This is a genomic window from Planctomycetaceae bacterium (assembly GCA_041398785.1).
Taxonomy (GTDB): Bacteria; Planctomycetota; Planctomycetia; order Planctomycetales; family Planctomycetaceae; genus JAWKUA01.
The window spans coordinates 312,391-336,169 of the sequence record JAWKUA010000003.1 but is presented as its reverse complement, the minus strand read 5'-3'; the positions used below and the strand labels follow the sequence as shown (position 1 = coordinate 336,169).

The window sequence follows — 23,779 nt, the reverse complement described above, 5'->3', positions numbered from 1 at the left end:
GTATTCCTGTTCCGCCTCTTTGTCGGCGGCAGCAGCTGCAGCGGGCTTTGCAGGTGACACATGCCGGCCAGAACTACACTTCTTCGCCAATGGCACGGGACACCGGCCGGGACATTGTCAGAAACAGCCGTTCAAAGTGAGGATCGGGCAGCAGGCACGGGTGCTTATATTGTTCGACACTGCCTCCGGCGCGGCTGATACGTTGCGCCATGAATGCGTCCCAGTGATGGTCGGGCACCACGCATGTTTCGACCGATCCCAGCCGCCGGGTACCTCGTTTCTCTTCGTATTCGCAGTTCGCCTGCCGCAGCAGCCGGTCGACTTCGCGTGAAAGATCCTGCAACAGCGAAGCCGGTGGCGACCCGTTTAAACTGCGAGGCTGCACGAACAGTGTGTATCGCGGCGGAGTTCCCCATTCGGGAGTCAGCGTGAACTGCTGCAGCAGAACCTCCTGATGACGACAGGCACGCTCAACGGCATCCACAACCTGGGACTCCGCGATCTTTTCCCCGGCGATGCTGGAAATGTGGGCGCCCTTATGACGGAACTCCAGCAGCGGCGTCGTGCCATAGTAGCCCACGCATCGGACTACGTCGCGGATGTTGTATCGATAAAGCCCCGATGAGGTTGTCAGCAGAATGAAATAGTCGCGGCCGTACTGCAGTTCGTGAGCTTCCAGGACATCGGGACTCGCGATTTCGCCGTATTCAACCGGAACGAACTCAAAAAAGTGCGACTGAATGTCAAGGATTCCGGCCGGCGTTCCATCGTCAACCGGACTCGTCATCCGGCCTTCGCTGGCATGCAGTCCGTGATCTCGAATTGGTACATCGCCGTACACATGCCGAAGCTGCGTCAGATAGGCTCGAGCACTGCCGCCACTCCAGACGCCCAGTGTGTGCAGCGCCTTCCAGCATTCCGTGGGCTTCAGCGCACCGTGTTCATTCAGAATCCTGTGAAGTTCGCGAGCCCTTGCCGGCCGTCGCTTCAGCAGGCGTTTCAGCGTTGCCTGTTCACTTTTCGACAATCCCTGGCAGCGAATTGTTCCGTCAGAAATATCCCGAATCAGGCGATCCGCGTTGTCATTGAAGAACTGGCAAAGGTGCAGCAGCGTTCCGGGGTTTGCCGTGATGAACATGCCAACCCACGGATCAGCCAGTGCGAACCAGGAGACAGCATAACGTTTGGCGTCCGCGTCGTTCAGGTGAGCGACATGGGCCGGGATGCTGTACAATCGGCGAACAATCGGTCGCTGCATCTCAGCAACCAAACCGCTGATGTTGCCGCAGGGAGTGCCGTCCGGAGTATGGAACCGTCGATGGCTGCTGGTGATCTGAGCCATGTTCAGGTGCCGAAGCTGAGGACGCTGCATGTGTGCCGCCACTCCCCAATGCTGCCAGCCCCGCCGATAGTCCGCGACGAACCGGTCCGTAATCGGAATCAGTTTCGAATCCGACGTCGTACCGCTTGTGACGGCATACATCAACAACCGATTGCGACGGCCCAGCAGCGCCCGATGATCTCCGACCTTCATTCGATCAACGTACGGAGCGACGCGATCGTAGTCGGAAATGTCCAGCCGAGACTGAAAGTCTTGAAGACATAGCCCCGGTCGAAGTCCGAAGTCGCGGGAAAACTGACTGTCGGCATTCAGCTCCAGCAATCCCTGCAAAACGCGGTGCTGAGTCTCCCGGCAGAGTGACTTCGCCTGCCACAGAAACATCTGACGCTGGCGATCCAGACGACGACGAAATGCCCCGCCCAGCACCGCTCGAAGCTTGTTTCGAATGGGAATCTCTGCCATACCGAACGCGGCACCCGGCTGATGAGCGGACAAGTTCCAGGATGAATCCGAAGACCTCCGTGAACCAATATCCTCCCATTCTGCCGAATCTCGGCAGATCACCGATATCCCAATCGCCCCTGGTTTCGCGCAGAGCTGCGCCGCAGTGCGACTTTTGCCCCGGCGATCGTCCGAAGTCACGCAATTCCTGCCGACCACGGCCGCAGGATTGTCCGCGCAACCGGCACGAACTCCGACATCCCTGGTGTCGCCGAAATCTCGCGAGAAACAACCGCCAACGCAACGCCGAAACTTCGGGCCTACTTGCCTGCGTCGTCGCCGTCGTCCTTGGACTTCTTTTTCTTCTTGCCGGTGACAACCTGTCGAATACGGACTTTCGGAAGTCCGAGCGGGCTGCGGCCATCACTCCAGCGATCTTCAGACATCAGTTGAAGGATGCGTTCACCGCGTTTAAGGACGTTGCGTGAGCGGACCATACCGCTCGGTTTTTTCAGAGATTTGTCAATGGACACGTCATCAGACTCCGGTTGGCGATTTTGGCGAACGCGGGAGTTTATCGACCGACAGTGCATTTCTCAACTGCGCTGCGACGTGTTTATACTGGCCGCGGCGAACGCTGATACTTTTCGCACCTTTTCATGCCGCGAGCCAGAATACCTCAATTTGCCCCGCTCGGGGTATATTTCGCTGAAATTCTCTGCCTGCCCGACCCTCCTGACGCCGCGTGTGTCTGGTTTCCCGATACCGACGTTGCCTGCAAATCCGCCCCGCCAAACGCCCGACGACAACATTCAGCAGACCGATCCTGCATTGTCAGGAGTCTCCGAAGTCCGTTGTGACACCAGGTTGCATGAGGTTTCACAAAGTCCTATACCTGTCGGAGAACCGGCAGTCTCGGGGGCGGATTGCGTTTCACCGGTTCCTGTACTGAAATCCAAGGTGTCGTCAATACTGCATGACCAGACCTTCGCCCGGCCCAGTGGCGGAATCGGCAGACGCACGGGACTTAAAATCCCGGGTCTCGAATGAGACGTGCGGGTTCAAGTCCCGCCTGGGCCATTGGAGGAACACCGCATCATGACTCGAATGGCGGATCGGGCAACGCCACGTTCACGGTCAGCGGCATTGGGATCTTCTGGATTCTGAAGCTGCGGATTCGAGCGTCAGACGTTCACGACACCTGGGCACGTCGTCGTCGGAATGGCGATTCAGGATTCTGACAATGACATCAACTCCCGGCGGAATGGCGGTTCGTCAAGCTGAGGATGTCGTCCGGGGAATGCTGACTCAGCACCAGGCGGTCTTGCGCGGTGCAGTGTCTGTGCATTCATCTTTCCCAGTGCAGCATCGGGGGAGATCGCACAGGCGAAGCGATGTGTGGGCGGGGCGGCAGGATGTCGCGGAGCAGGCGGGTCGCGATTCCACCGACGCCAGATCGTGTCGCTGGAAACTGCCGGAAGTTTGGCCAGTTGCACTATTTAACGGCCGGTGCTTCCCAGACCTGCAGGGACACTCTCATTCCCGGTTCCAGCGGAGTTCCCGGCTTTGGCTCCTGGTTGCGAATGCGGTGTGTGTCGACGGCTCGCGTTGCGGGGCCGCCCTTGAAGTACTTGACATCCTTCTGCACGTCGACTCCAAGTGCCTGCAGTTGCTTTGTGGCGTCAGTATGCGCCATTCCTCTTAAATCCGGTACGACGAGTGCCTGTGGTTGCTGACCGGGATTTGCGGCCTGCGCGGGCGCGTTGTTGCTCTGGGGTTTCTGAGCGGCCGCCTGGCCGGGCTTCATCACATCGACGTTGTACGGTCCCAAGTCCGGGCGAAACCAATCCCTGTCCCAGAGAAATGGGATGGTGAGCGGGTTCTTTTTCATGTCCGTGAAACTGTACACGGTCTCCTTTGTCCCGGCAGGATCGATCAAAGTCGCACGTGTGCGGGCAGAAATGTCTGCACGTCAAGAATGATATCTGCCCGGCTCCAGTTGGCCTGGTCCTGCTGCAGCTTTGGTTCGGCACGAATGTGTGCGTAGCGATCGCCGCGTTTGAAGACCTGCGGACTGCCATCTCTGCCGGGAGAGAAGCTGAGAGAGAATCGTTCCACCGCGTTTTTCGGCGGCAGCCCGAACAGAAACGGCAGCGGACTGTTCATGATGTTGGCCCCCTGCAGTTGCGGAGGCAACTGAACGACCGTGGCCTCTTTTCGCTCATCGTCAATATCGAAGATCTTTTCTCCATCGCAGATCCAGCGTTCCGACTGTCCTTTCTCCAGCTTAAACGGCTGGCCCGCCCGGCCGCGTTTGGAGGGGATCTTGCCTTCCTCCCGATCCTTCACCATTTGCCGTGTAATCTCGATCGGATGAACATCGATGCGGCCCTTATCGGGAGCTTCGTAGTAGAAGTTTCCTTCGGTGTCCTGCTCCACTTCAAACGTATAGTCGTACACGCGCCGCAGGTGTTTTCCCTGCAGCTTGCGGATTTCCTGACTGCTCTTCGACCAGTACTCCAGCAGGTCCCAGAGAACCGGATCGATTTCCGCTGTCGTGGCCTGATTGGCGGCGTTGGCGATAACCGCACGTCCGGGCTGACCCTGAGCGACGGCATGCCCTGCGAATCCGGACGAAATGACACCGGCAGCAGCGACCGCCAGCAAACGAACTTTAGGTGACCCGAACATCGGACTCCTTCCGATGGCTAGTTTTCTGAATCTGCAAATCGAATCCGGAGAACATCAGCTTTGGACGACAATCCTCGTCACCCGGCACTGGCGCGACCGTTTGGCGCAATCGACTCCGGTCCGATTCAAGGCGGAGGGCTTATAGTTGCTGGCGACATTTGCCGCCAGACCGATTCCGGTGCCGGCAGGTTCCGGGCGGCGGAAACGGATCGCTTGCTGCAACCTCCTGATTACGAACAGCTTCGGTGTGCTGTACCGGCCGGAGCGGCGGCGTCTCTAGCTGAAAAACTGCCCCTGGCCGATCGCTTCGAATGCGTTCCGAAAGTGCTCAACCACTGGCGCAGACTGATCTTCCGGCCAGATGATGGATACCACGTCAAAGCGGGCGGAATGTTCCAGACGGCGATGTTTTTTCAGCCATGCCAGAGCCAGCCGCGTGAGTTTCTGCTGTTTCTGCCGGTTGACGGCCTCAAACGGCTGCCCGTTGTCGGCCGTCCGGCGAGTCTTGACTTCCACGAATACGATCTGCGAACCGTCCAGAGCGATAATGTCGATTTCGCCCGAACGGTCACGGTACTGCTGGCCCAGGATTTTCAGCCCCTGCTTCTTCAGAAACCGCGCCGCTTCGCGTTCACCACGATCGCCCAGCAGCTTGTGCAGAAAACGCTTCATCCGTTCCTGGCACCCGTGTCGACTTCCCATGCTTTCGGCTTGCGTTCCCGAAGGCGAGTCGACTTGCCGGTGCGTTCACGCAGATAGTACAGCTTCGCGCGCCGGACTCGGCCGTGACGAAGGACTTCGATCTTCGCGATCTTTGGAGTGTTGACCGGGAAAATGCGTTCCACACCTTCGCCGGCGACAATACGCCGCACGGTGAACATTTCGCTTGCGCCGTGGCCGCGGCGAGCGATCACAACGCCTGAGAATACCTGAATTCGCTCCTTCGAGCCTTCCAGAATTCGCGTGTGAACGTCAACTGTATCGCCAATGGAGAAATTCAGTTCGTCTTCCCGAAGACTGGATTTTTCGGCCAGGTCCAGAAGTTTGTGTCTCATGGTTCGAGTTCCTTTCGTTGACAGGATGTTGTTTCTTTGACTGAAGTCACACAGACTTCAGACTGATCGATTTCCGGAATCACGATGTCCGGCCTGGATGTCTGCAGCTTTCGGAGGTATCGGCATTGCGACGCAGGCCGATGCGGCTTTGCGCACGGCGCGACATGGGCACCGGGGACCAACGGACCTGTGCCGGTCGGAGCCCGGAAGATTTTGTCAGGGGTTTCAGTGCTTTGTGAGTCGAGTATTGATGGATTGAGCGATCGTTTTCATTGCGCGCGATTCGGGAGGGCGAGACACTCGCCGAGCCGCTGCGGATAGGGAAGTCCTGTGGCACACGCGGCTCGGCGGGAGCCTCGCCTTCCCGAGTCGTCGATCGCACATTCTCACACATCATTTGACGCCTGACAGACCATCGAATCGACACCGCAACGGTACTTACTTCATTTCAGCAGATCGGAACGCCGTTCTGCCGTTCGTTTCAAGCTCTGTTCATGCTGCCATGCAGCAATGGCTTCGTGGTTGCCGCTCAACAGAACATCCGGCACTGACATTCCCCGATACTCGCGCGGCCGCGTGTATTGAGGATGTTCCAGCAGTCCGGCCCTGCTGAATGAATCGTATCGGCTGCTGGTCTCGTCGCCCAGGACGTCCGGAATCAGGCGGATGACTGCATCGATCAGCAGCATAGCGGGCACTTCTCCGCCATTGCAGATGAAGTCTCCCGCGGAAATTTCCAGGGGTTGCAATCCTTCGCGAATCCGTTCATCGAATCCTTCGTAACGCCCGCACAGTATCACCAGCCGCTGTTCCTGAGCCAGCTCTTCCACCAGCGGTTGATTCAGAGTCCGGCCCTGCGGACTCATCATCACCAGTCGGCCCGGCTGTTCCTGCTGAACCTGCACGGCCTCGACGCAGTCGAAGACCGGCTGACACATGATCAGCATTCCCGGACCGCCACCAAAGGGTTTGTCGTCGACGTGGCGGTGCTTTCCGGGAGCAAACTCCCGAAAGTTGTGCCGACAGACTTCAACCAGTCCGCGTTCGATGGCTTTTTTCAGCAGACTCTGTTCAAGGTAGCTGTCGAACAGTTCCGGGAACAATGTCAGAACATCGAAACGCATGACCGTGGCTATTCAGCGGAGGCCTCTTCTGTCGATTCGGTCGTCTCCTCTGTTTCCGCCGATGCTTCGGCCGCGGGTTCCGGAGGTTTCGGGGCCTGCATCGGCGGTGGTGCCTTTGCAACTCCGAACCTGCCCTTCTTAACCTTTTGGATCAGGGCGTTCACCTTTTCTGACGGCTGAGCACCCACCGACAGCCAGTAGTCGACGCGTTCCATGTTCAGGCTGACGCGCTTGGCCTTGTCGGCAACAGACGTGTCGTAGAACCCGACCTCTTCGATTGCCTTGCCGTCACGTGCCCGCCGCTGATCCATGATGCAGATGCGGTAAAACGGGCGGTGCTTTCTGCCCATCTTCTTCATTCGAATTCGTACTGCCATTTCAACTCCTGAAGTTAGTAAACAACACCATGTTCGCCCTTGTTCCGCGAATCATCCCATGCACGCCAGGGGGCTTTCCCGGGAATTTCTTTGACTATTTCCGGCGATTCTTCTTCTTCTGTTTCTTTGCGTCCTTGCGCTGTTTCTTTCGCTTTTCCCGCAGAGCGTCCAGGTCGGTCGGGCCGCGTTTGCTGCGAATCTTTCGTTCCTTCAGATTGGCATTCGGGTCCAGCATGCCTCCGTCCGCCATCTGCCGGACGGTCCGCATTCGGTCCCGCATTCCCATGCCGGACATGTCCTGCATCAGCTTGCCCATGGCCTGGAAGTCCTTGAGCAGCTTGTTGACGTCCGCCGGCTGGACGCCGCTTCCGCTGGCGATGCGGTTGCGACGACTGCGGTCGATCCGGTCCGGGTTATTGCGCTCATCCAGCGTCATCGAATTGATGATGCCTTCAATGCGTCGCATGTCGTCTTCGGGATTCAGGTCGCCCATTTGATCGACCAGTTTGTTCATGCCGGGAATCATCTTCATGACTTCCCGCATGGACCCCAGCTTCTTGATCTGCCGCATCTGCTTGCGGAAATCATCCAGAGTGAACTTGCCTTCCAGCATCTTCTGCTGCTGGGTAAGCATTTCCTCTTCATCGAATTCCTGCTGTGCCTTTTCGACCAGCGACAGCACATCGCCCATGCCCAGAATGCGTCCGGACATGCGATCGGGATGGAATTCTTCCAGCCGGTCAAGCTGTTCCCCCACGCCGATGAATTTGATCGGTACGCCGGTGACCGCCTTAACGCTAAGCGCCGCGCCGCCGCGAGTATCACCGTCCAGTTTTGTCAGAATGACGCCGTCCAGTTCCAGGGCTTCGTTGAAAGCCCTGGCGCTGTTGACGGCGTCCTGACCGGTCATTGCGTCACAGACAAACAGGCACTGGTCCGGACTGACGCGGCTGTCGATCCGCTTCAGTTCGTCCATCAGGGCTTCATCGATACCAAGCCGGCCGGCGGTATCCAGGATCACGACTTTTGCACCCAGTTCTTTCGCCTGACGCACGCCGTTGCGGCAGACCTGGACCGGGTCGCTTTTCGCCGGATCTTCGGCATACACCGGGCAGCCCACCTGCTGACCGATGACCTTCAGTTGTTCAATGGCCGCCGGGCGCTGCAGGTCGGCCGCCACCAGCATGGGCGGATGACCGGCTTCTTTGAGCTTCCTGGCAAGCTTTCCGCAAGTTGTGGTTTTGCCGCTTCCCTGCAGGCCGCACATCATGATGATGCTGACGCCGTCGCGCTTCACGGCCAGCGAATGATCGACGGGGCCCATGAGATCGATCAGGCCCTCGTGGACGATCCCCACGATCTGCTGATCCGGCCGCAGCGATTTCAGCACCCGTTCTCCGACGGCCTGCTCGGTGATCCGCCTGACAAAGTCCTGCGCGACATCATAGGCCACGTCGGCTTCCAGCAGAGCCGTGCGGACCTGCTTCATGCCGTCGCGAATGTTGCTTTCCGTGATCTTCCCGGTTCCCCGAAAAGCCGAAAAGGCAGACGTCAGACCTTGTGTGATACCTTCGAACACGAACCCGAACCCGGATGATAACGCTCTCGCCCGCGACTACCGATTTGATCGCGTCACTTGCCGGTGAAGGATCAGTTCGCAAAGCATTTTCAGAAGCCAGGTTGCGCGATTTTTCGACGGCCGTATACAGCAACGGACCGAGTACGCAACGTGCCCCCGCGAAAAGTGAAGCGGGATAATATCGTTGACGTAACTACCTGACAAGCCGTCCGTTGCGTTTATGGACGCCCCGCTGCGGATTGTCGCCGCGTCTCGTTCTTGCGGAGAAATGACCGCATGCGTAGTGCCGAGTCGGTTCAACGCACTCTGGAATCAGGCCACTGATTCGCCGTGGCAGCGCCGGCTTTGAAAAGGTCCGGGAGGCAGTTTCCCGCACGCACGCGGCGGCACAAGTTGTCCGTCCAGACACCAAGTCCGGCGGCGAAACGCTGAAACGCTGCGGTGCCGCACCGGAAACACCGGAAGACGTCGGCTGGCTTCTCACGGGTGTCCGCAACGGCCTATACTCCGGCGTGCCTCCGAAAACAGAGCCGCCATCGGCTGGAAGCAGTGCCACGGTCGATGTTGATGCGGACGTTCTCTTGTCGCTGGCCCTGTTTTTTGAGGCGACCTCGCGAGAATTGGTTTTTCGCCGGGTGATGCCCGGTTTCTCTTTCGTCCCAGCAAGAGTCCACATCGATGTCCGTGCCCGAGCAGGAAGTTGAGCCGGCGAAATTCGTCGTGCGGTACGGTGCGATGCGGCATCTGGGGGAATTCGCCGCAAAGCGAAATCAACCCATCCGACGCGGCGACGAAGTGATCGTCAAGACGGATCGCGGCGTTGAATGGGGAACTGTGCTGCGCGATGCAGACGCGAGAACTCGCGAGTACCTTGGTTCCGGCGCGCGGTCGGGCCGGATACTCAGAATGGCGTCGGACGAAGATCGCCGGTCGCTGGAAGAAGTGGCGGATCGCGAGAAAACTTCGTTCCGCGAAGCTCAGCGAATGATCAACGAGCGCCGAATGCAGATGCAGCTTGTCGACATCGAACAGGTATTCGGCGGCGAACGAATCATCTTCTACTACCTTGCCGAACAGCGCGTCGACTTTCGCGATCTGGTTAAGGGAATGGCGCGGGAGTTTAACACTCGCATTGAAATGCGGCAGATTGGCGTTCGTGACGAAGCGAAACTTCTTGCCGATTACGGAGACTGCGGAAAGCCGGTCTGCTGTAACACGCACCTGAGCGAGATGCCGCCGGTGTCGATGAAGATGGCCAAGCTGCAGAAGGCCACGCTGGACCCGAACAAGATTTCCGGCCGCTGCGGACGTCTGAAATGCTGTCTGCGGTACGAATACGACACGTACGAAGCTCATCGGAAGGAACTGCCGAAGGCCGGTGCCGTCGTCGTGACAAAGGCCGGACAGGGACGTGTTCTGTCGCAGGAGCTGTTGTCAAGAAAACTGCTTGTCAGCTATGAAGATGGTCGCCGCGTGCTGACGGACGAATCCGAAATCGTCACAGTCGTTTCGCGCGGCAATCGCGGAAGCAGGGACAAACCTGCCGCCGATCCGAATCAAAATGGCGAATAGACGCTTCAGTACGGCGGGGTGCCGTTGTACTATTTCAACAACTGGTGTTTTTTCGCAACGTTCGTTTCGATCACGTGAGTCCTTCGATGCCCATCGTTCGTAAGAAGACACAGTCGCGCAGTTATCACGCCAACGCCTATCAGTTTGTCTTCGCCGGTCTGCGGTACGCACAGGAACATCTCGGTCGTGATCGAACTGACTGCCAGACCGGACACGTCAGCGGCCGGGAATTGCTGGAAGGTGTTCGTGCTCTGGGGCTTCAGCATTATGGCTTGATGGCTTCCTCCGTGTTTGCCAATTGGGGAGTTCACTGCACGGAAGACTTCGGACGCATCGTGTTCGAACTGATCGAAGCCGGCGAAATGCGAAAGACCGACGACGACCAGCTTTCTGACTTTGTCGACGTCTTCGACTTCCGCACCACGTTTCTCGAACACTACGACATCGATACCAGCACCGCGCTGAAGGCAAGGTAGTTCGTTCTCAGCGCGCCGAGCGTACGGTGTGGTTTTTCGAGCGCGCCACGCCGCATCCGAATCGCGCGTGATGCATCGGCGCGTGGATTGGCTACCGACGCTGCCTCACGAACGCGACCAGATCGCGCACCTGGTCGGGTGTCAGCGAATCCAGCAGGCCGTCCGGCATCAGCGACTTGTACGTGCGAGTCCGCTCTTCGATGTCGTCGACCGCGATGACCATCTGTTCCTTGTCGGTCTGGACCGTGACGGTGCTCTCCGTCTCGCCGATGACCACGCCGGTGATGACTCGGCCGGACTTCAGGATGATGACGGACGTGGTGAACTGCCGCGGCACCTCGGCACTGGGATCGATGACATTGCCCAGCAGGTAGTCCATGTTGGCTCGATTGCCGCCCGTCAGATCCGGGCCGATCTTTTCACCCTCGCCGTACAGCTTGTGGCAGTTGGCGCAAGTCTTCTTGAATAGTGCTGCTCCGTTTTCCAGATCGGCTTCGGCCAGACTTTCCTCGGTCAGCTTGTCTTTCCACGATGCAATCGCAGCGGATTTCGCTTCGGACGAATCATTGATGACGCCCCAGTGCTGTTCAACGACGTGCGTTATTTCAGGGTCATTGAAAGCGAGCAGTTGCCGCACCTGAGCGGCCGTCAGCACCGACGCGTCGACTCGACCGTCATCGATGGCCTTCGAAAATTCCGCAGCATACGACCTGCGACTCACCAGAGTATCGGTCGCCGCTTCCTGGGCTCCATGCCGCAGATTGTCCCAGCGTTTCAGAAGCTCATCGGGGATTCGCGGATCATCAAACGCAGCAAGTGCGCGGGCGACGTCGACGTACACGGCACGGTCGTTGAGAAGAGACAGGAAGACTGGTACTGCGTCTGCGTTGCGAGATTCGGCAATCGCCTTCACCGCGACTTCTCAGCGGACCCTCATTCATTCGATCCTTCACTATCGCTAGTAATTCGGAGCCAGCCGCAGGATCATCAAAACGACTCTGCAGTGCAGCCATCTGCTAGCGCAACCTCAGGATCCCGGTAGTTATCAAACCCGTGCGCGGCATCGCGCAGGTTCGATGCCGCTTCTTCAGTCAGCTGAAGATTCGTTCGGCCACCAGTTCCCTTCAAGACGGCGGTGAGCGCATCTTACCACGCGCCCTCAAAGTCGGCCTTTTGCTCGTCCGTAATCAAGTTCGGGGTAAAGCTGCGGAATTCCAATTGAAAGGAGACTAGCTGTGACGTCGCATCCCACTCACTTGCCAGGCGCCGCATGCAGAGCGCAAGAGTCCGTAGTCATTGGGATCTGTAAAGCCATCGATCTTGTTCCAATGGGGCTCGATGCCGTACCAGATCATTCTCCTCAACGGCTTGTTCTTCTCTAGGTCGGCTGTGGCAGGATTATTTTGCAGCAACTCGGTAGCCAGCCTGGGTCAATGTCATCGGGTGAATCAAACGCAAGCTTCTGCAAACAGCTCGCCAGGCTGAGCAGGACGTGCGGGGCGAGCGTTCCTGCTTTGCGACACCGACCAGGATCCGGCCCACCTGATCTGACAGTTCCGATGACTCCGCAACGAACCGTACTGCGAGAGCACGCATGTAATCCTTGCGAGAAAGCAACATTTCAGTGGCCAGCTCCGCATTGACCTCTCCGGCGACGTAAGCGGAATAAGCTGCATGAACATCAGCCGGCGCAGTGTCGAATATTGAGCTGAAATGACTGAATACTCTGTCATTCACGATTGTTTCAATTGCCTTGCCACATCGTCGCGACTCCTGTCGTCGACTGACTCCGCAAGGCGTCGAATATGGCCGGTTACGCCATGTTGAGAATTGCGGCGATCGTCCAGTGAGATCCACCCCAGACGGAGAATCGATCGTTCCGAAGCTGATCCGGTAAATCCTCCCGCTCTTCCGGTGCACTCCGTCGTGGTCGTGGCATTCGCCGTTGTCGGACCAGTCGCTCAGGTATACGCAGCCGGCCGGGCCGTATTTCAGTTCCACTCCGCGGAACCATGGCGTGTTGACCTTCAGGAAATTGGGTTCGTGCTTCGCCACATAGCTGCTGCCTTTGCGTTCCAAACGGTCCACGTTGATGCAGCGGCCGTGAGTGTTGCACATGAAGGCTTTGCCGCGGTATTCCTCCGGAAAATTCTGGCCGTAGTAGATCATCAGGCCGCTGTGACTGTGGCCTCCGCCGAGATCTTCGGCCTTGCCGTCGCGGCTGTTCTGCCAGCCGCCGGATTCGTCCCAATGGTAATGATCGGCGCACATGCCCATCAGTTCGTACAGATGAGGATTGAAGTCCTGGCCGAACATCCGTTCGTAGTGAGCTCCGGGAATCACATGCCACAAGTGGCCAATCACGTTGTTGGACATGAAGAAGTCGCCGTATTCGTTGTAGTCCAGGCCCCAGGGATTCGTGGTTCCGTGACACACGACTTCGAACGTGTGCTTCGTCGGATGGAATCGCCAGATGCCGCAGTTGATCGGCGGGCGTTCTTCCTTCGGCGTGTCGGGAGTTCCCGGGTACGACGTGTCGGTGATGCCGTGGCGACCGTAGAGCCAGCCGTCCGGTCCCCACAGCAGTCCGTTCACGAAATTGTGGCCGGCATTCTTCGTCCAGCCGTTCAGCATTTCGACCGGTTCACTGTCGGGCACGTCGTCGCCGTCGCGGTCGGGTATGAATGACAATGTGCCGTCGTTCAGAATCCAGAGTCCGCCGAATCCCCAGGTCAGGCCGGTCAGCATGCTGCCTTTGTCCCAGAAAACTTTGCGGACGTCGTGGCGTCCGTCCCAGTCCTTGTCTTCCAAAATGATGATGCGGTCGCGGAGATTGGGATCGATCTCGCCGTGAGCACTGTACGTGTAGTTTTCCGCGACCCAGATGCGACCGCGGTCGTCGAAGTCAAACGCGATCGGCTGCTGAACGTCGGGTTCTCCGGCAAAGAGTGTGACGTTGAAGCCGTCAGGCAGTTCGAACAGGTCGAGCATCTCTTTCGGCGACGGCGGGTGTTCGCCCGGAGCCTGCGTGTTGACTGGTTCCGGGAAGTCGTCGGCATGGACGGTGACGTTGAAGGTGAACAGCAGGCAGGCGGCGAATGCGAATCGAATGTGCATAGGAGCCTCGAACAGCAGTGTTGGACCTGAAGATGTCTTGCCGTGATTTCCGCGACGTACGGCAGCGCTGTGCGAATCTGCGACGGCTGTCGGCAATCAATTCCTTCGACTGTGTTGCGGTCGCGGGAAGTGGATCGCGCCGGTGCGGCCGACGACAAGCGGAAGTGCTCAGGCTATCGACAGAAACGGAGTCACACCAGCGGTCGGCGCAAAACCGTGTTTCACGCGGAGCCTGCGCCGCAGTCGTTCCTGCACGGCATGATCGGCAGGACCGTCAGCACCGGACGTGGGGGGATTTGGCATCACTGCGACATTCGCATCACTTTCGCAACCTGCCTGATGCCGAATCGCGGCATTCTGCGAAAAGTCAACGGCACCGCCGACGAGGGGAACTAGGTTTCCGGGAAGAGATTCCCGCAGCGATTCATCCGCAATCTGCCGACCAGCGAAGTGCGGACGGTTCGCGTGACGGGAATTCAGCGGAGCCAGAACTCGGAATGTCGCCAACCACACATTCAGATTCGCCCGACAGCCGGCCGTCGACTTCGGTCGACCGTGGCTCTGTGTCGCGTGCTCACCTGCTGACGGTCAACGTGGAAGACTACTTTCATGTGGCTGCGTTTCGAAAATACATCAACGCGAATCACTGGTACCGGTTCGAATCCCGGCTGGAACGAAATCTGGACGAGGCGCTGACGCTGTTCAGCGATACTCAGACGAAAGCCACGTTCTTTGTGCTGGGCTGGATTGCGGAGAAGCATCCGGAACTCATTCGCCGGATCAGCCAGGCCGGGCACGAAGTCGCGAGCCGGGGTTTTCTTCATCAGCCATTGCCGAACGTACCGCTGAACGAGCTTCGTGACGACCTGCGACGTTCGAAGGCCGTGCTGGAAGACATCACCGGACAGGCGGTCAACGGTTTCCGGCTGTCGGACGGCTGGCTGAAGCGTGACTCGATGTGGCTGCTGAACGAAGTTGCCAAAGCCGGCTACACGTACGATTCCAGCCTGATGCCGCGTCGTCGAGACTTTCGCCGCGATCCCTCTCGCCGGCTGATTCATGAAGTCAGCACCGAAGCCGGAAAACTGCTGGAACTGCCGCTATCGACGCTGCCGTTTGCCGGAGCCTGGTGTCCGATCGCCGGCGGCAACTATCTGCGGCAATTCCCCGATCAACTGATGAAGCGGGCGATCGACTGGCGGATCCGCAGTGAAGCCGCTCCGTTTGTCATGTACTTTCAGATCTGGGAGCTGGACCCCGAGCAGCCGACGCTGAGCGTTTCCGGTCGCATGACCCGAATGCGGCATTATCGAAAACTCGGCAAGTATCGGCAGATCCTTCCGGAGTACCTGAATCGCTACAATTTCACGTCGGTTGCCGATCATGCCGCGCGAGCAGACAGTCCGCTGCATTCGCTTCAGGACCGACCCCTTCGCCGAGGTGGTGTTCGGGCGGACTGCCGATGCCATTCAGCCACTGCCAACGTTCGGCAGCGGTCCACCGCGGGAACGCTGTGGTCGGGCCAGGCGGATTCCAGGCGAATTCCCGTCACGATTGTGATTCCGTGCTTTAACGAAGAATCGTCGCTGCCATATCTGGCGCGGACTCTGGAGCATGTCGAAAACGTTCTTTCGCCCCGCTATCAGACTTCATTTCTGTTTGTCGACGACTGCAGCACCGACAGCACTTCGGAGACGCTGACGGAGCTGTTTCACCAGAAGTCGAACGTGCGAATCGTCCGTCATGACGTCAACCGCGGAGTGTCCGCCGCAATCCTGACCGGCATCGACCATGCGGAAACGCAGGTGGTGTGTTCGATGGACTGCGACTGTTCCTACGACCCGCTGGAACTGCAGCACATGCTTCCGCTGCTGACGGATGACGTCGCGATGGTCACCGCATCGCCGTACCACCGGCTGGGTCGCGTGAACAACGTTCCCGGCTGGAGGCTGGTTCTGTCCAGGGGCCTGTCTGCGATGTACCGCGTTTTGTTGAATCAATCGCTGGCGACGTGGACCAGCTGTTTCCGGGTCTATCGCAAGCTGCAGATCATTGACCTTCCGCTTGTGGAAAACGGATTTCTGGGGACTGCCGAACTGGCCGCTCAGCTTGCCCTGCACAGCAGAATAATCGTCGAGCATCCGGCGACGCTGGAAGTGCGTCTGTTCGGGCTTTCGAAGATGAAGACGCTGCGAACCATCCGGGATCATCTGGGCCTGCTCGCTCGCATCGCGCGACAGAAGGTCACGGGACACGGCCCGGAAATTGCGACCACCGCCAGCGACGTGATCGCGGATCGTGTTGAGTCCAACAAGGCACTTGCCGGAATGAACACCGGCGGCATCGCAGGAGGCGCCTCGTCCCGATAGGAACTTTCCAAACAACACCGGACTCACGTTTGCAGACCGGGCGGTTGGCCGCCAGCGATCGTCAACAGCCCGTCCCGTGACTGTGAATCCGACAACCCGGTCAAACAACTTCTTCCAACCATCATTTGCCCGCAACAAGATCAGGACCTTTCACAATGACAGACTTCATGAACCTGCCTTCCGACCAGGATTCCACCGGCCGAACTCTGGGAGCCGAAGAACTGGAACTGCTTCGGCAGTGCATTGAATCCGGCACTTTGACCAGCACGAAGGGCGCGTTCGTCAGGAAGCTGGAATCGTCCTTCGCGGAAAAGCTGGGCAGCCGGCACGCCTTTGCCTGCAGCAGCGGGACGGCGGCCGTTCACTGTGCGATCGCCGCAATTAATCCGGAACCCGGTGACGAGATCATCACCACGTCCATCACGGACATGGGAGCGCTGACGCCGATCATTTATCAGGGCGCGATTCCTGTGTTCGCGGACGTCGATCCGGCCACGTACAACGTCACGGCCCGGACGATTGCCGCATGCATCAGTGACAAGGCGAAAGCCATCATCGTCACTCACCTGTTCGGCAATCCGTGCGACATGGACGCCATCATGGAACTGGCGAAGAAGCACAACATTCCGGTGATTGAAGACTGTGCTCAGTCGTTTCTGTCCAGCTATCGCGATCGGATGGTCGGGACGATCGGAGCCGTCGGCTGCTTCAGTCTGCAGCAGGGCAAACACATCACCACTGGGGAGGGCGGACTGGTTGTGACCGACGATGATGCTCTGGCTCGCCGCATGTACCTATACATCAACAAGGCGTGGGGTTACGGAGATGCAAAGCCGGATCATTACTTTGTCGCGCTGAACTACAGGATGAGCGAACTGCAGGGCGCCGTCGCGGTGGCTCAGCTTGCGAAACTGGAAAACGTGGTCGCTTCGCGTGTTCGGCTGGCCGATTCGCTGACGAAGGAACTGCTGGGAATCCCCGGCATTGAAACACCGGCGGTGACTCCCGACAGCGTGCACACGTATTGGAAGTACTGTCTGCGAATCGACGAACGAGTCATCGAAGGCGGTGCCGTCGCACTGGGCGCCTCGCTGCGGGAAAAGGGCATTGCCTGTGCACCGCGATACATTCAAAAGCCGGCATTTGAATGTCAGGTGATTCGCGAACAGGTGACATTCGGCACCAGCCGCTGGCCGTTCACGCTGGCTCGCCCGGAAGCCGTTGACTACAGCCGCGAGCGTTTCGTCGGCACCTGGGACGCACTGCAGCATGTGCTCGTCCTTCCGTTCAACGAACTCTACACCGACGAACATATCGCATACCTGGCCACCAACATTCGGGACGCCGCGTCGGCTCTGACGGCGAAAAAGGCGCTGGTGTAATCGTCGTCTTCCTGCATCGCAACGTACGACGGGACTCTGATCCCGTCGGATCGGAAACGCGACGGGAACAGAGTCCCGTCGTACACATTTCTCAGCCGCGATTACATATCTCTTGCTCAGGACCAGACCCATGATCATGCCCACGACTCCCACTTTCGTCATTGTCGGTGCCGGCGGCATCTCAAAGGCGTACGCCCAGGCGTTTGCCGATGGCCTGCCGTTTCATCTTCTGGGAGTGGCCGACATTCGCATACAGGCCGCTGAAGAACTGGCCGAGACTGTCGGTTGCAAAGCGTTTGACTGCGTCGAAACGATGATCGACCAGATTCAGCCGACCGCGGCGATCGTTTGTACTCCGCCGTCGACCCATCCGGACATCTGCGTGAAGCTGATGAACCGCGGTGTCAACGTGCTGTGCGAAAAGCCGCTGGCGATCTCCACGGCCGAAGCGCGACGAATGGCGGATGCCGCCCGCGCCTGCGATGTCACGTTCACGATGGGTTCGAAGTTCCGGTTTGTTCAGGACGTTCAGACGGCAAAACAGATCATTGCCTCCGGCAGCCTGGGTGACGTGATTCTGTTTGAAAACACGTTCGCCGGATTTGTCGACATGTCGAAGCGGTGGAACAGCAAACCGGAAATCAGCGGCGGAGGCGTGCTGATTGACAATGGCACGCATTCCGTCGACATCCTGAGATTCCTGCTGGGTTCGATCGTGGACCTGCAGGTTGTCGAAGGCCGGCGCATTCAGAATCTGGACGTCGAAGACACGGCTCGACTGTTCGCCCGCACCGCGTCCGGAGCCATGGGCAGCATCGACCTGTCCTGGAGCATGAACAAGGTCCAGCCGCACTTCATCAGTATCTACGGTTCCAAAGGGACACTGCTGATCGGCTGGAAGGAATCCCGGTATCAGCTTGCCGGTCAGAATGACTGGACGGTCTTTGGCAATGGATACGACAAGGTCGCCGCGTTCCGGAATCAACTGACAAACTTCGTCGCGGCGATCCGCGGTGAGGAAGAACTGGTCATCACGGCCGAAGACGGAATCGCTTCCGTCAGCGTGATTGAAGCCGCGTACGAAGCCCTGCGAGGCGAATGCTGGTATCGGGTGGCCGACGGTGACCCCGGCAGCCGCATCGGTTCACAGAATCCGCAGCCGGTCATTTAGTGGCCACCGCAACGGGCGCCGGGTGCGTCCGCCCGTTCCGTTGGTGTTGCAGTCAAATCCAGGTCAGAGGTTCAGCATGCCCGTTCGCATTCATCCGACCGCAATCATCGAAGACAACGTGCAGATCGGTCACGGCACGAGTGTCTGGGACAATGTCCACATCCGTCACCATGCGACGCTGGGCAGCGAATGCATTGTCGGCGGAAAGTCGACGATTGCGTACGGCGTGATGATCGGCAACCGCGTGAAAATCAATTCCAACGTGTACATCTGCAATGCCGTTACGATTGAAGACGGCGTCATGATCAGCGCGGGAACGATCTTCACCAACGACCGCTTTCCCCGTGCGGCGACATCGGACCTGAAACAGCTTCGCAGCTCGGATCCCGACGAACACACGCTGCCGACTCTGGTTCGCGAAGGAGCGACGATCGGTGCCGGTTGCCTGATCGGCTGCGACCTGACGATCGGTCGTTTCGCGATGATCGGCATGGGTTCGATCGTTACGAAATCCGTGCCTGACTTTCATCTGGTGCTGGGCAGTCCCGCTCGATCGGTGGGCTGCGTTTGCCGCTGCGGACTGCCGATTCACCGTTTTGAAGCCGACGATGAGCGGCCGGTGGAAATCACCTGCGACTGCGGGCTGATGTACGTTATCAGCCGGCGAACGGTCCACGAACGCAGCTTCGGTGCGTCTGATGACGTTGCTCAGCGGGAGACTTCGCGTCATGCATGAATCCGCGGAACTTGTGACAACAATTCCTGAACGCCGGTCGTCGCGAGTCTCCCGATCATGGGCCGTCGTAGGCGGCGGCATGCTGGGAATGACGATTGCCTGGCGGCTTGCTCAGCAGGGCTATCGAGTCACGCTGTTTGAATCTCGGACAAACGCCGGAGGACTGGCTGACTCCTGGCGCATCGGTGACATCACGTGGGACCGGCACTACCACGTCACGCTGATGTCCGATCTGCTGGTGCGCGAACTGCTGAAGGAACTGCGGCTGGACGACCAGATGGAGTGGGTCGAAACGAAGACCGGCTTCTTCACCGACGGCCAACTGTATTCGATGTCCAACACGGTGGAATTCCTCCGGTTTCCTCCGCTAAGCATGATCGACAAGCTGCGGCTCGGCGGCACGATCTTCTACGGTTCCAGGTTGAAGAACTGGAAGAAGCTGGAGCAGATTTCCGTTGAAGACTGGCTGACGAAGCTCTCCGGACGCCGCACGTTTGAAAAGATGTGGCTGCCGCTGCTGCGGTCAAAACTCGGAGAATGCTGGCGAGACACTTCGGCGGCATTCATCTGGGCAACAATTGCGCGGATGTACGCGGCCCGGCGATCAGGGCTGAAGAAGGAGATGTTCGGCTATGTTCGCGGCGGCTATGCGGTCATTCTGAAACGGTTTGAAGAACAGCTTCGGCAGGCCGGCGTCGACATTCGCTGCGGGACTCCCGTTCTGAGCGTCGAATCGGGGCCGGAAGGATCGGTGATGGTCGGAACGCGCCGCGACGAGGAATTCTTCGACCGCGCTGTCACCACTGTTCCGTCACCGGTCGTGTCGCGCGTTCTGCCGCAACTGACCGACCGCGAACGACAACTCCATGAGGGGATTCGTTATCACGGCCTGGTCTGTGCGTCGCTGTTGCTGAAGCAGCCGCTGTCTCACTACTACGTCACGAACATCACCGACGGTCGTGTGCCGTTCACAGCCGTAATTGAAATGTCGGCGCTGGTGGACCGGCAGCAGCTGGGCGGCCATTCGCTGATCTACCTGCCGCGTTACGCGACCCCGGACGACGACATTTTCATTCGCACGGACGCCGAGATTCAAAGTGAATTCGTTTCCGCTCTGGAACGCATGTACCCGCATTTTTCGTCGGACGATGTGGTCGACTTCCGCGTTTCGCGAGTCCGTCACGTGTTCGCGCTGCCGACACTCGGCTACTCCCGGCAACTGGCTCCGGTTGCAACGTCGATACCGAACATCTTTGCCGTGAACTCCTCGCATATCGTCAACGGCACACTGAATGTCAACGAAACCGTCAGGCTCGCAAACGACTTTGTCAGGCAACACGCACCACGGTGTCCTTCAGAACGCTGAGTCTTGCGTACTGTTTTCGGCGGTGCGTTGAATCGGTCCGGACGAGAACTCCAGCGAACGACCGCGTCTGTCGGAACGAAGTGACACAACAATCCATTCTGTGCCGGGCGACGTTCGGCGGACTACCATCGGATTCGAAACTTCCATGTCTCAGCCCATTGCCAGTCTGTCGCTGGATCTCGACAACAAATGGTCGTACATGAAGACTCACGGCGACGCCGGGTGGGATCGCTATCCCACGTACCTGGACGTCGTGGTGCCGCGTTTCCTGAGCGTGCTGGATGCTCGCAGCCTGAAGATGACAGTGTTCGTCGTCGGCCAGGACGCGTCGCGTGAAGAGAACTTCGAGTCGCTGGCGTCGATTTCCGCGGCGGGTCATGAAATCGGCAACCATTCGTTCAACCACGAACCCTGGCTGCACCTGTACAGCGAACAGGATCTCGTCAGCGAACTGGCTCGCACGGAAGAACACCTGGAGCGAGTCACCGGACAGTGCCCGATCGGTTTTCGCGGCCCCGGTTTCAGTTTCAGCGAAACTCTGCTGAAGGTGCTGATCCGGCGCGGATATCAGTACGACTGCTCAACGTTTCCAACGGTGCTCGGACCGCTGGCTCGGATGTACTACTTCATGTCCACAAGGCTCAGCCGGGAAGAACGGGAAGAGCGCAAACAGTTGTTCGGCAAAGTCAGCGAAGGCTTCCGTTCGCTGAAGCCCTACGAATGGAAGTTTGAAGAAGGCACGCTGACTGAGATTCCCGTCACGACAATGCCGCTGTTTCGTGTTCCGATTCATGCCAGTTACGTGCTGTACCTGGCACAGTTTTCGAAGCACCTGGCACGGGCATATTGGAAGACCGCGCTGTCGATGTGCCGGTTGACGCGAGTTGCTCCGTCACTGCTGCTGCATCCACTGGACTTCATGGGCTGCGACGATGACCGCGACCTGGCATTCTTTCCGGCGATGAAACAGCCGTCCGAACCAAAGATCAGCCTGGTCGCGGAGATGCTGGACGAAATGAGCCGGCACTTTGACGTACGTCCGATGTGCGACCACGCGGCAGCCGTCAAGGCCGGTTCGCGAACGGCCGTGTCTTCGTTCGGCAGGCCGCCGCGAGAATCAACTCCGGCAGAAGTTGTGATGACATGACAACACAGGTCGCAATCCCGGACCCCGCAGTGATTCGCAGGCCCGATTCCCGCCGGAAGCCCGAAGAAACGGCGCAAGAGCTTCCCGATGACGCTTCGGCTGCGCCCATGACGTCCGCGCTGTGGTGGTTGGTGCTGGTCCTGCTGCCGCTGCTGCTGCACGTCGCTGTTGTGCAGCCGGATGAACCGATCTTCGGCGGCGATTCCAATCGGCACGTGATGACCTCCGTGTTCTTTCGCGACCTGCTTGTCGATGGCGACATGACTCACCCGAAGCAGTACGCCGAGCAGTACTTCGAACAGTATCCGGCTCTGGGACTGCTGATCTGGCCGCCGTTCTTTCATGGAGTCGCCGGTCTGGTGATGACTGTGTTCGGCACATCGGTGGTCGTTCCTCGCATGGTTGTGCTGGCGTTCCACCTGATCGCAGTCGCCGCGCTTTATGGAATCGTCAGTCGCCGCTTCGACGCTCGCTTCAGCCAGATCGTTGCGCTGGTGTTTGCCATTTCGCCGCTGGTGTTTGAATACAGCCGCTATGTGATGCTGGAAACTCCCGCGCTGGCGCTGTGCCTGGTGTCCCTGCACCAGTTCGACGCGTGGCTTCACAACAACCGGCGCCGCTGCCTGGTCATTGCGGCACTGATGGCTGCGTTCGCCGCGCTGACGCGATTCGACGCGGCCATCCTGCTGCCGACATATCTGCTGGCAATTGCGTTTCATCGCAGCGGTGACAAACGGCACGCGGCAGGCAGCGCGCCCGCCGCTGCCATGGGGCGGGATGCATCCGGAGACTCGGCACCAGCGACACAAGAATCGGGGACACCGTCAGTGTCATTGCCGACAAACCGCTGGTCCCAACTTCTGCAGCGAGACGTCATCATCAGTGCTGTCCTGGCCCTGGCTGTCGTTGCGCCGCCGTATGCCGTCATTCTGAAGGAAGCCGGCGGCCTGCACCTGCAACAGGCATCGCAGTCAGTCGGACTCGCCGAAGACGAAGGCGACGACGTCGGCTTTCTGCATTCACGCAACTTCTTCTACTACCCGAGTTGTCTGCCGGAACAGATGAGCTGGCCGGTAACGATCTTCTTTGTGGCGGGACTTTTGGTTTCACTGAAACGACCGCTGCGGCAGAAGTCCGGCCTGTTCTGGGCGCTGCTGCTGGCGACGTATCTGCTGCTGACGCCGCTGGCTGAACTGCGTTCCCGACATGCCATCTACTGGGTGCCGGCAGTTGCGTTCTTCGCCACATTGGGAGCCGCCGGTGTCGCGGCCTGGTGTCAGCAACGTATGCCCGCCTCCGTGAGAAAGGCTGCGCTGATCGCCGTTTATGGCTTGTTGATCGTCAGTCCGGCGGTCGCATCCTGGTCGCTTCCGGAATACCGAGTTACCGGCTACCGGCAGGCAGCGGAGTTCGTGCTGCAGCATTCTCAGCCCGGTTCGCGAGTCTTCTTTGACGGCTGGTGGGACGGCAACTTCACGTATCACATGCGTTCGCTTGACGCATCTCGCTCGCGAACCGTCATTCGCGGTGACCGGTTGCTGTACGACTTCACGTGCGTTCCTGACACAGACTTCCAGCAATACGTGGAAACCAGCGGTGAAATTCTCGCGGCACTGTCGGACGCCGATGTGGAATTCCTCGTGCTGGAACAGCCTCAGTTCTTTCAAAAAGTGGAGATTGCCGAACAGCTTCGAAACGTGGTTGCCGAACACCCGGAGCGATTCGAACGTGTTGCCTCGTTTCCTGTTCAATCCACGATGAAGGATCTGCCGGCGTTTTCTCTTGAGATCTATTCCGTCCGGAAATAACTGCCGACGTCTGCGGAACGTTCACA

General features: G+C 58.7%; 21 protein-coding genes and 1 tRNA gene. 11 read left to right on the top strand and 11 right to left on the bottom strand.

Translation table 11 applies throughout. The features are described 5' to 3' along the window. Positions 1-73: 73 nt before the first annotated feature. Positions 74-1,837, bottom strand: coding sequence for a GH3 auxin-responsive promoter family protein (locus tag R3C19_05295; GenBank protein ID MEZ6059757.1), 1,764 nt, complete (start codon positions 1,835-1,837; stop codon positions 74-76). Between the two features lie 266 nt (positions 1,838-2,103). Continuing rightward, positions 2,104-2,316 (bottom strand): small basic protein, encoded by a 213-nt coding sequence (locus tag R3C19_05290; protein ID MEZ6059756.1) that lies wholly within the window; start codon positions 2,314-2,316, stop codon positions 2,104-2,106. 461 nt (positions 2,317-2,777) lie between these two features. On the opposite strand from R3C19_05290, the gene R3C19_05285 reads away from it, so the two are divergent. Beyond that, positions 2,778-2,863 (top strand) — tRNA-Leu (locus tag R3C19_05285). 415 nt (positions 2,864-3,278) lie between these two features. On the opposite strand, the gene R3C19_05280 is transcribed toward R3C19_05285, so the two are convergent. The 7 genes from R3C19_05280 to ffh all read right to left on the bottom strand — a co-directional run bounded on the left by R3C19_05280 (position 3,279) and on the right by ffh (position 8,609). Beyond that, entirely contained in the window at positions 3,279-3,692 is a 414-nt protein-coding gene (locus R3C19_05280; protein MEZ6059755.1) for a PASTA domain-containing protein, read from the bottom strand. Positions 3,693-3,718: 26 nt separating this feature from the next. Then, the gene (locus R3C19_05275) at positions 3,719-4,474 is read right to left on the bottom strand and encodes a hypothetical protein (protein MEZ6059754.1); all 756 of its coding nucleotides are present in this window, start codon (positions 4,472-4,474) and stop codon (positions 3,719-3,721) included. 276 nt (positions 4,475-4,750) lie between these two features. Further along, positions 4,751-5,146, bottom strand: a complete 396-nt coding sequence (locus R3C19_05270) for a YraN family protein (protein ID MEZ6059753.1) — start codon at positions 5,144-5,146, stop codon at positions 4,751-4,753. Continuing rightward, entirely contained in the window at positions 5,143-5,529 is a 387-nt protein-coding gene (gene rplS / locus R3C19_05265; GenBank protein ID MEZ6059752.1) for a 50S ribosomal protein L19, read from the bottom strand. The genes R3C19_05270 and rplS overlap by 4 nt, the downstream gene beginning before the upstream one ends. A 443-nt stretch (positions 5,530-5,972) precedes the next feature. Further along, complete coding sequence (trmD, locus tag R3C19_05260) at positions 5,973-6,653, bottom strand: tRNA (guanosine(37)-N1)-methyltransferase TrmD (protein ID MEZ6059751.1); 681 nt, start codon at positions 6,651-6,653, stop codon at positions 5,973-5,975. Between the two features lie 8 nt (positions 6,654-6,661). After that, a complete protein-coding gene (gene rpsP, locus R3C19_05255) occupies positions 6,662-7,030 on the bottom strand; it encodes a 30S ribosomal protein S16 (GenBank protein MEZ6059750.1) in 369 nt (122 codons plus the stop codon). A gap of 94 nt (positions 7,031-7,124) precedes the next feature. After that, the gene (gene ffh / locus R3C19_05250) at positions 7,125-8,609 is read right to left on the bottom strand and encodes a signal recognition particle protein (protein ID MEZ6059749.1); all 1,485 of its coding nucleotides are present in this window, start codon (positions 8,607-8,609) and stop codon (positions 7,125-7,127) included. A 678-nt stretch (positions 8,610-9,287) separates the two neighbouring features. On the opposite strand from ffh, the gene ricT reads away from it, so the two are divergent. Further along, positions 9,288-10,181, top strand: coding sequence for a regulatory iron-sulfur-containing complex subunit RicT (ricT, locus tag R3C19_05245; GenBank protein MEZ6059748.1), 894 nt, complete (start codon positions 9,288-9,290; stop codon positions 10,179-10,181). Between the two features lie 86 nt (positions 10,182-10,267). After that, positions 10,268-10,657: a hypothetical protein gene (locus R3C19_05240; protein MEZ6059747.1), complete on the top strand. Its 390-nt coding sequence runs from the start codon at positions 10,268-10,270 to the stop codon at positions 10,655-10,657. A 91-nt stretch (positions 10,658-10,748) separates the two neighbouring features. On the opposite strand, the gene R3C19_05235 is transcribed toward R3C19_05240, so the two are convergent. Both R3C19_05235 and R3C19_05230 read right to left on the bottom strand, forming a co-directional pair. Beyond that, positions 10,749-11,570 carry a c-type cytochrome gene (locus R3C19_05235; GenBank protein ID MEZ6059746.1) on the bottom strand — a complete coding sequence of 274 codons (822 nt, stop codon included), beginning with the start codon at positions 11,568-11,570 and terminating at the stop codon, positions 10,749-10,751. A gap of 485 nt (positions 11,571-12,055) precedes the next feature. Next, the gene (locus tag R3C19_05230; protein ID MEZ6059745.1) at positions 12,056-13,774 is read right to left on the bottom strand and encodes a hypothetical protein; all 1,719 of its coding nucleotides are present in this window, start codon (positions 13,772-13,774) and stop codon (positions 12,056-12,058) included. A gap of 42 nt (positions 13,775-13,816) precedes the next feature. On the opposite strand from R3C19_05230, the gene R3C19_05225 reads away from it, so the two are divergent. The 8 genes from R3C19_05225 to R3C19_05190 all read left to right on the top strand — a co-directional run bounded on the left by R3C19_05225 (position 13,817) and on the right by R3C19_05190 (position 23,753). Then, positions 13,817-14,170 carry a hypothetical protein gene (locus R3C19_05225; GenBank protein MEZ6059744.1) on the top strand — a complete coding sequence of 118 codons (354 nt, stop codon included), beginning with the start codon at positions 13,817-13,819 and terminating at the stop codon, positions 14,168-14,170. Positions 14,171-14,271: 101 nt separating this feature from the next. Continuing rightward, on the top strand, positions 14,272-16,143 hold the full coding sequence (locus tag R3C19_05220; protein ID MEZ6059743.1) for a glycosyltransferase: 1,872 nt from the start codon (positions 14,272-14,274) through the stop codon (positions 16,141-16,143). A gap of 155 nt (positions 16,144-16,298) precedes the next feature. Further along, complete coding sequence (locus R3C19_05215; protein MEZ6059742.1) at positions 16,299-17,525, top strand: DegT/DnrJ/EryC1/StrS family aminotransferase; 1,227 nt, start codon at positions 16,299-16,301, stop codon at positions 17,523-17,525. 130 nt (positions 17,526-17,655) lie between these two features. Continuing rightward, positions 17,656-18,696, top strand: a complete 1,041-nt coding sequence (locus tag R3C19_05210; protein ID MEZ6059741.1) for a Gfo/Idh/MocA family oxidoreductase — start codon at positions 17,656-17,658, stop codon at positions 18,694-18,696. Positions 18,697-18,772: 76 nt separating this feature from the next. Beyond that, on the top strand, positions 18,773-19,432 hold the full coding sequence (locus tag R3C19_05205) for an acyltransferase (GenBank protein ID MEZ6059740.1): 660 nt from the start codon (positions 18,773-18,775) through the stop codon (positions 19,430-19,432). Beyond that, positions 19,425-20,798 carry an NAD(P)/FAD-dependent oxidoreductase gene (locus R3C19_05200; GenBank protein ID MEZ6059739.1) on the top strand — a complete coding sequence of 458 codons (1,374 nt, stop codon included), beginning with the start codon at positions 19,425-19,427 and terminating at the stop codon, positions 20,796-20,798. Before R3C19_05205 ends, R3C19_05200 begins: the two co-directional genes overlap by 8 nt. A gap of 145 nt (positions 20,799-20,943) precedes the next feature. Then, positions 20,944-21,945, top strand: coding sequence for a polysaccharide deacetylase family protein (locus tag R3C19_05195; protein ID MEZ6059738.1), 1,002 nt, complete (start codon positions 20,944-20,946; stop codon positions 21,943-21,945). Next, on the top strand, positions 21,942-23,753 hold the full coding sequence (locus tag R3C19_05190) for a glycosyltransferase family 39 protein (protein ID MEZ6059737.1): 1,812 nt from the start codon (positions 21,942-21,944) through the stop codon (positions 23,751-23,753). The genes R3C19_05195 and R3C19_05190 overlap by 4 nt, the downstream gene beginning before the upstream one ends. Positions 23,754-23,779: the final 26 nt, after the last annotated feature.

Excerpts from the sequence above, each read along its gene's own strand:
- R3C19_05275 (MEZ6059754.1), bottom strand. The coding sequence starts at position 4,474 with ATGTTCGGGTCACCTAAAGTTCGTTTGCTGGCGGTCGCTGCTGCCGGT.
- R3C19_05270 (MEZ6059753.1), bottom strand. The coding sequence starts at position 5,146 with ATGAAGCGTTTTCTGCACAAGCTGCTGGGCGATCGTGGTGAACGCGAA.
- rplS (MEZ6059752.1), bottom strand. The coding sequence starts at position 5,529 with ATGAGACACAAACTTCTGGACCTGGCCGAAAAATCCAGTCTTCGGGAA.
- trmD (MEZ6059751.1), bottom strand. The coding sequence starts at position 6,653 with ATGCGTTTCGATGTTCTGACATTGTTCCCGGAACTGTTCGACAGCTAC.
- rpsP (MEZ6059750.1), bottom strand. The coding sequence starts at position 7,030 with ATGGCAGTACGAATTCGAATGAAGAAGATGGGCAGAAAGCACCGCCCG.
- ricT (MEZ6059748.1), top strand. The coding sequence starts at position 9,288 with ATGTCCGTGCCCGAGCAGGAAGTTGAGCCGGCGAAATTCGTCGTGCGG.
- R3C19_05240 (MEZ6059747.1), top strand. The coding sequence starts at position 10,268 with ATGCCCATCGTTCGTAAGAAGACACAGTCGCGCAGTTATCACGCCAAC.
- R3C19_05230 (MEZ6059745.1), bottom strand. The coding sequence starts at position 13,774 with ATGCACATTCGATTCGCATTCGCCGCCTGCCTGCTGTTCACCTTCAAC.
- R3C19_05220 (MEZ6059743.1), top strand. The coding sequence starts at position 14,272 with ATGTCGCCAACCACACATTCAGATTCGCCCGACAGCCGGCCGTCGACT.
- R3C19_05215 (MEZ6059742.1), top strand. The coding sequence starts at position 16,299 with ATGACAGACTTCATGAACCTGCCTTCCGACCAGGATTCCACCGGCCGA.
- R3C19_05210 (MEZ6059741.1), top strand. The coding sequence starts at position 17,656 with ATGATCATGCCCACGACTCCCACTTTCGTCATTGTCGGTGCCGGCGGC.
- R3C19_05205 (MEZ6059740.1), top strand. The coding sequence starts at position 18,773 with ATGCCCGTTCGCATTCATCCGACCGCAATCATCGAAGACAACGTGCAG.
- R3C19_05200 (MEZ6059739.1), top strand. The coding sequence starts at position 19,425 with ATGCATGAATCCGCGGAACTTGTGACAACAATTCCTGAACGCCGGTCG.
- R3C19_05195 (MEZ6059738.1), top strand. The coding sequence starts at position 20,944 with ATGTCTCAGCCCATTGCCAGTCTGTCGCTGGATCTCGACAACAAATGG.
- R3C19_05190 (MEZ6059737.1), top strand. The coding sequence starts at position 21,942 with ATGACAACACAGGTCGCAATCCCGGACCCCGCAGTGATTCGCAGGCCC.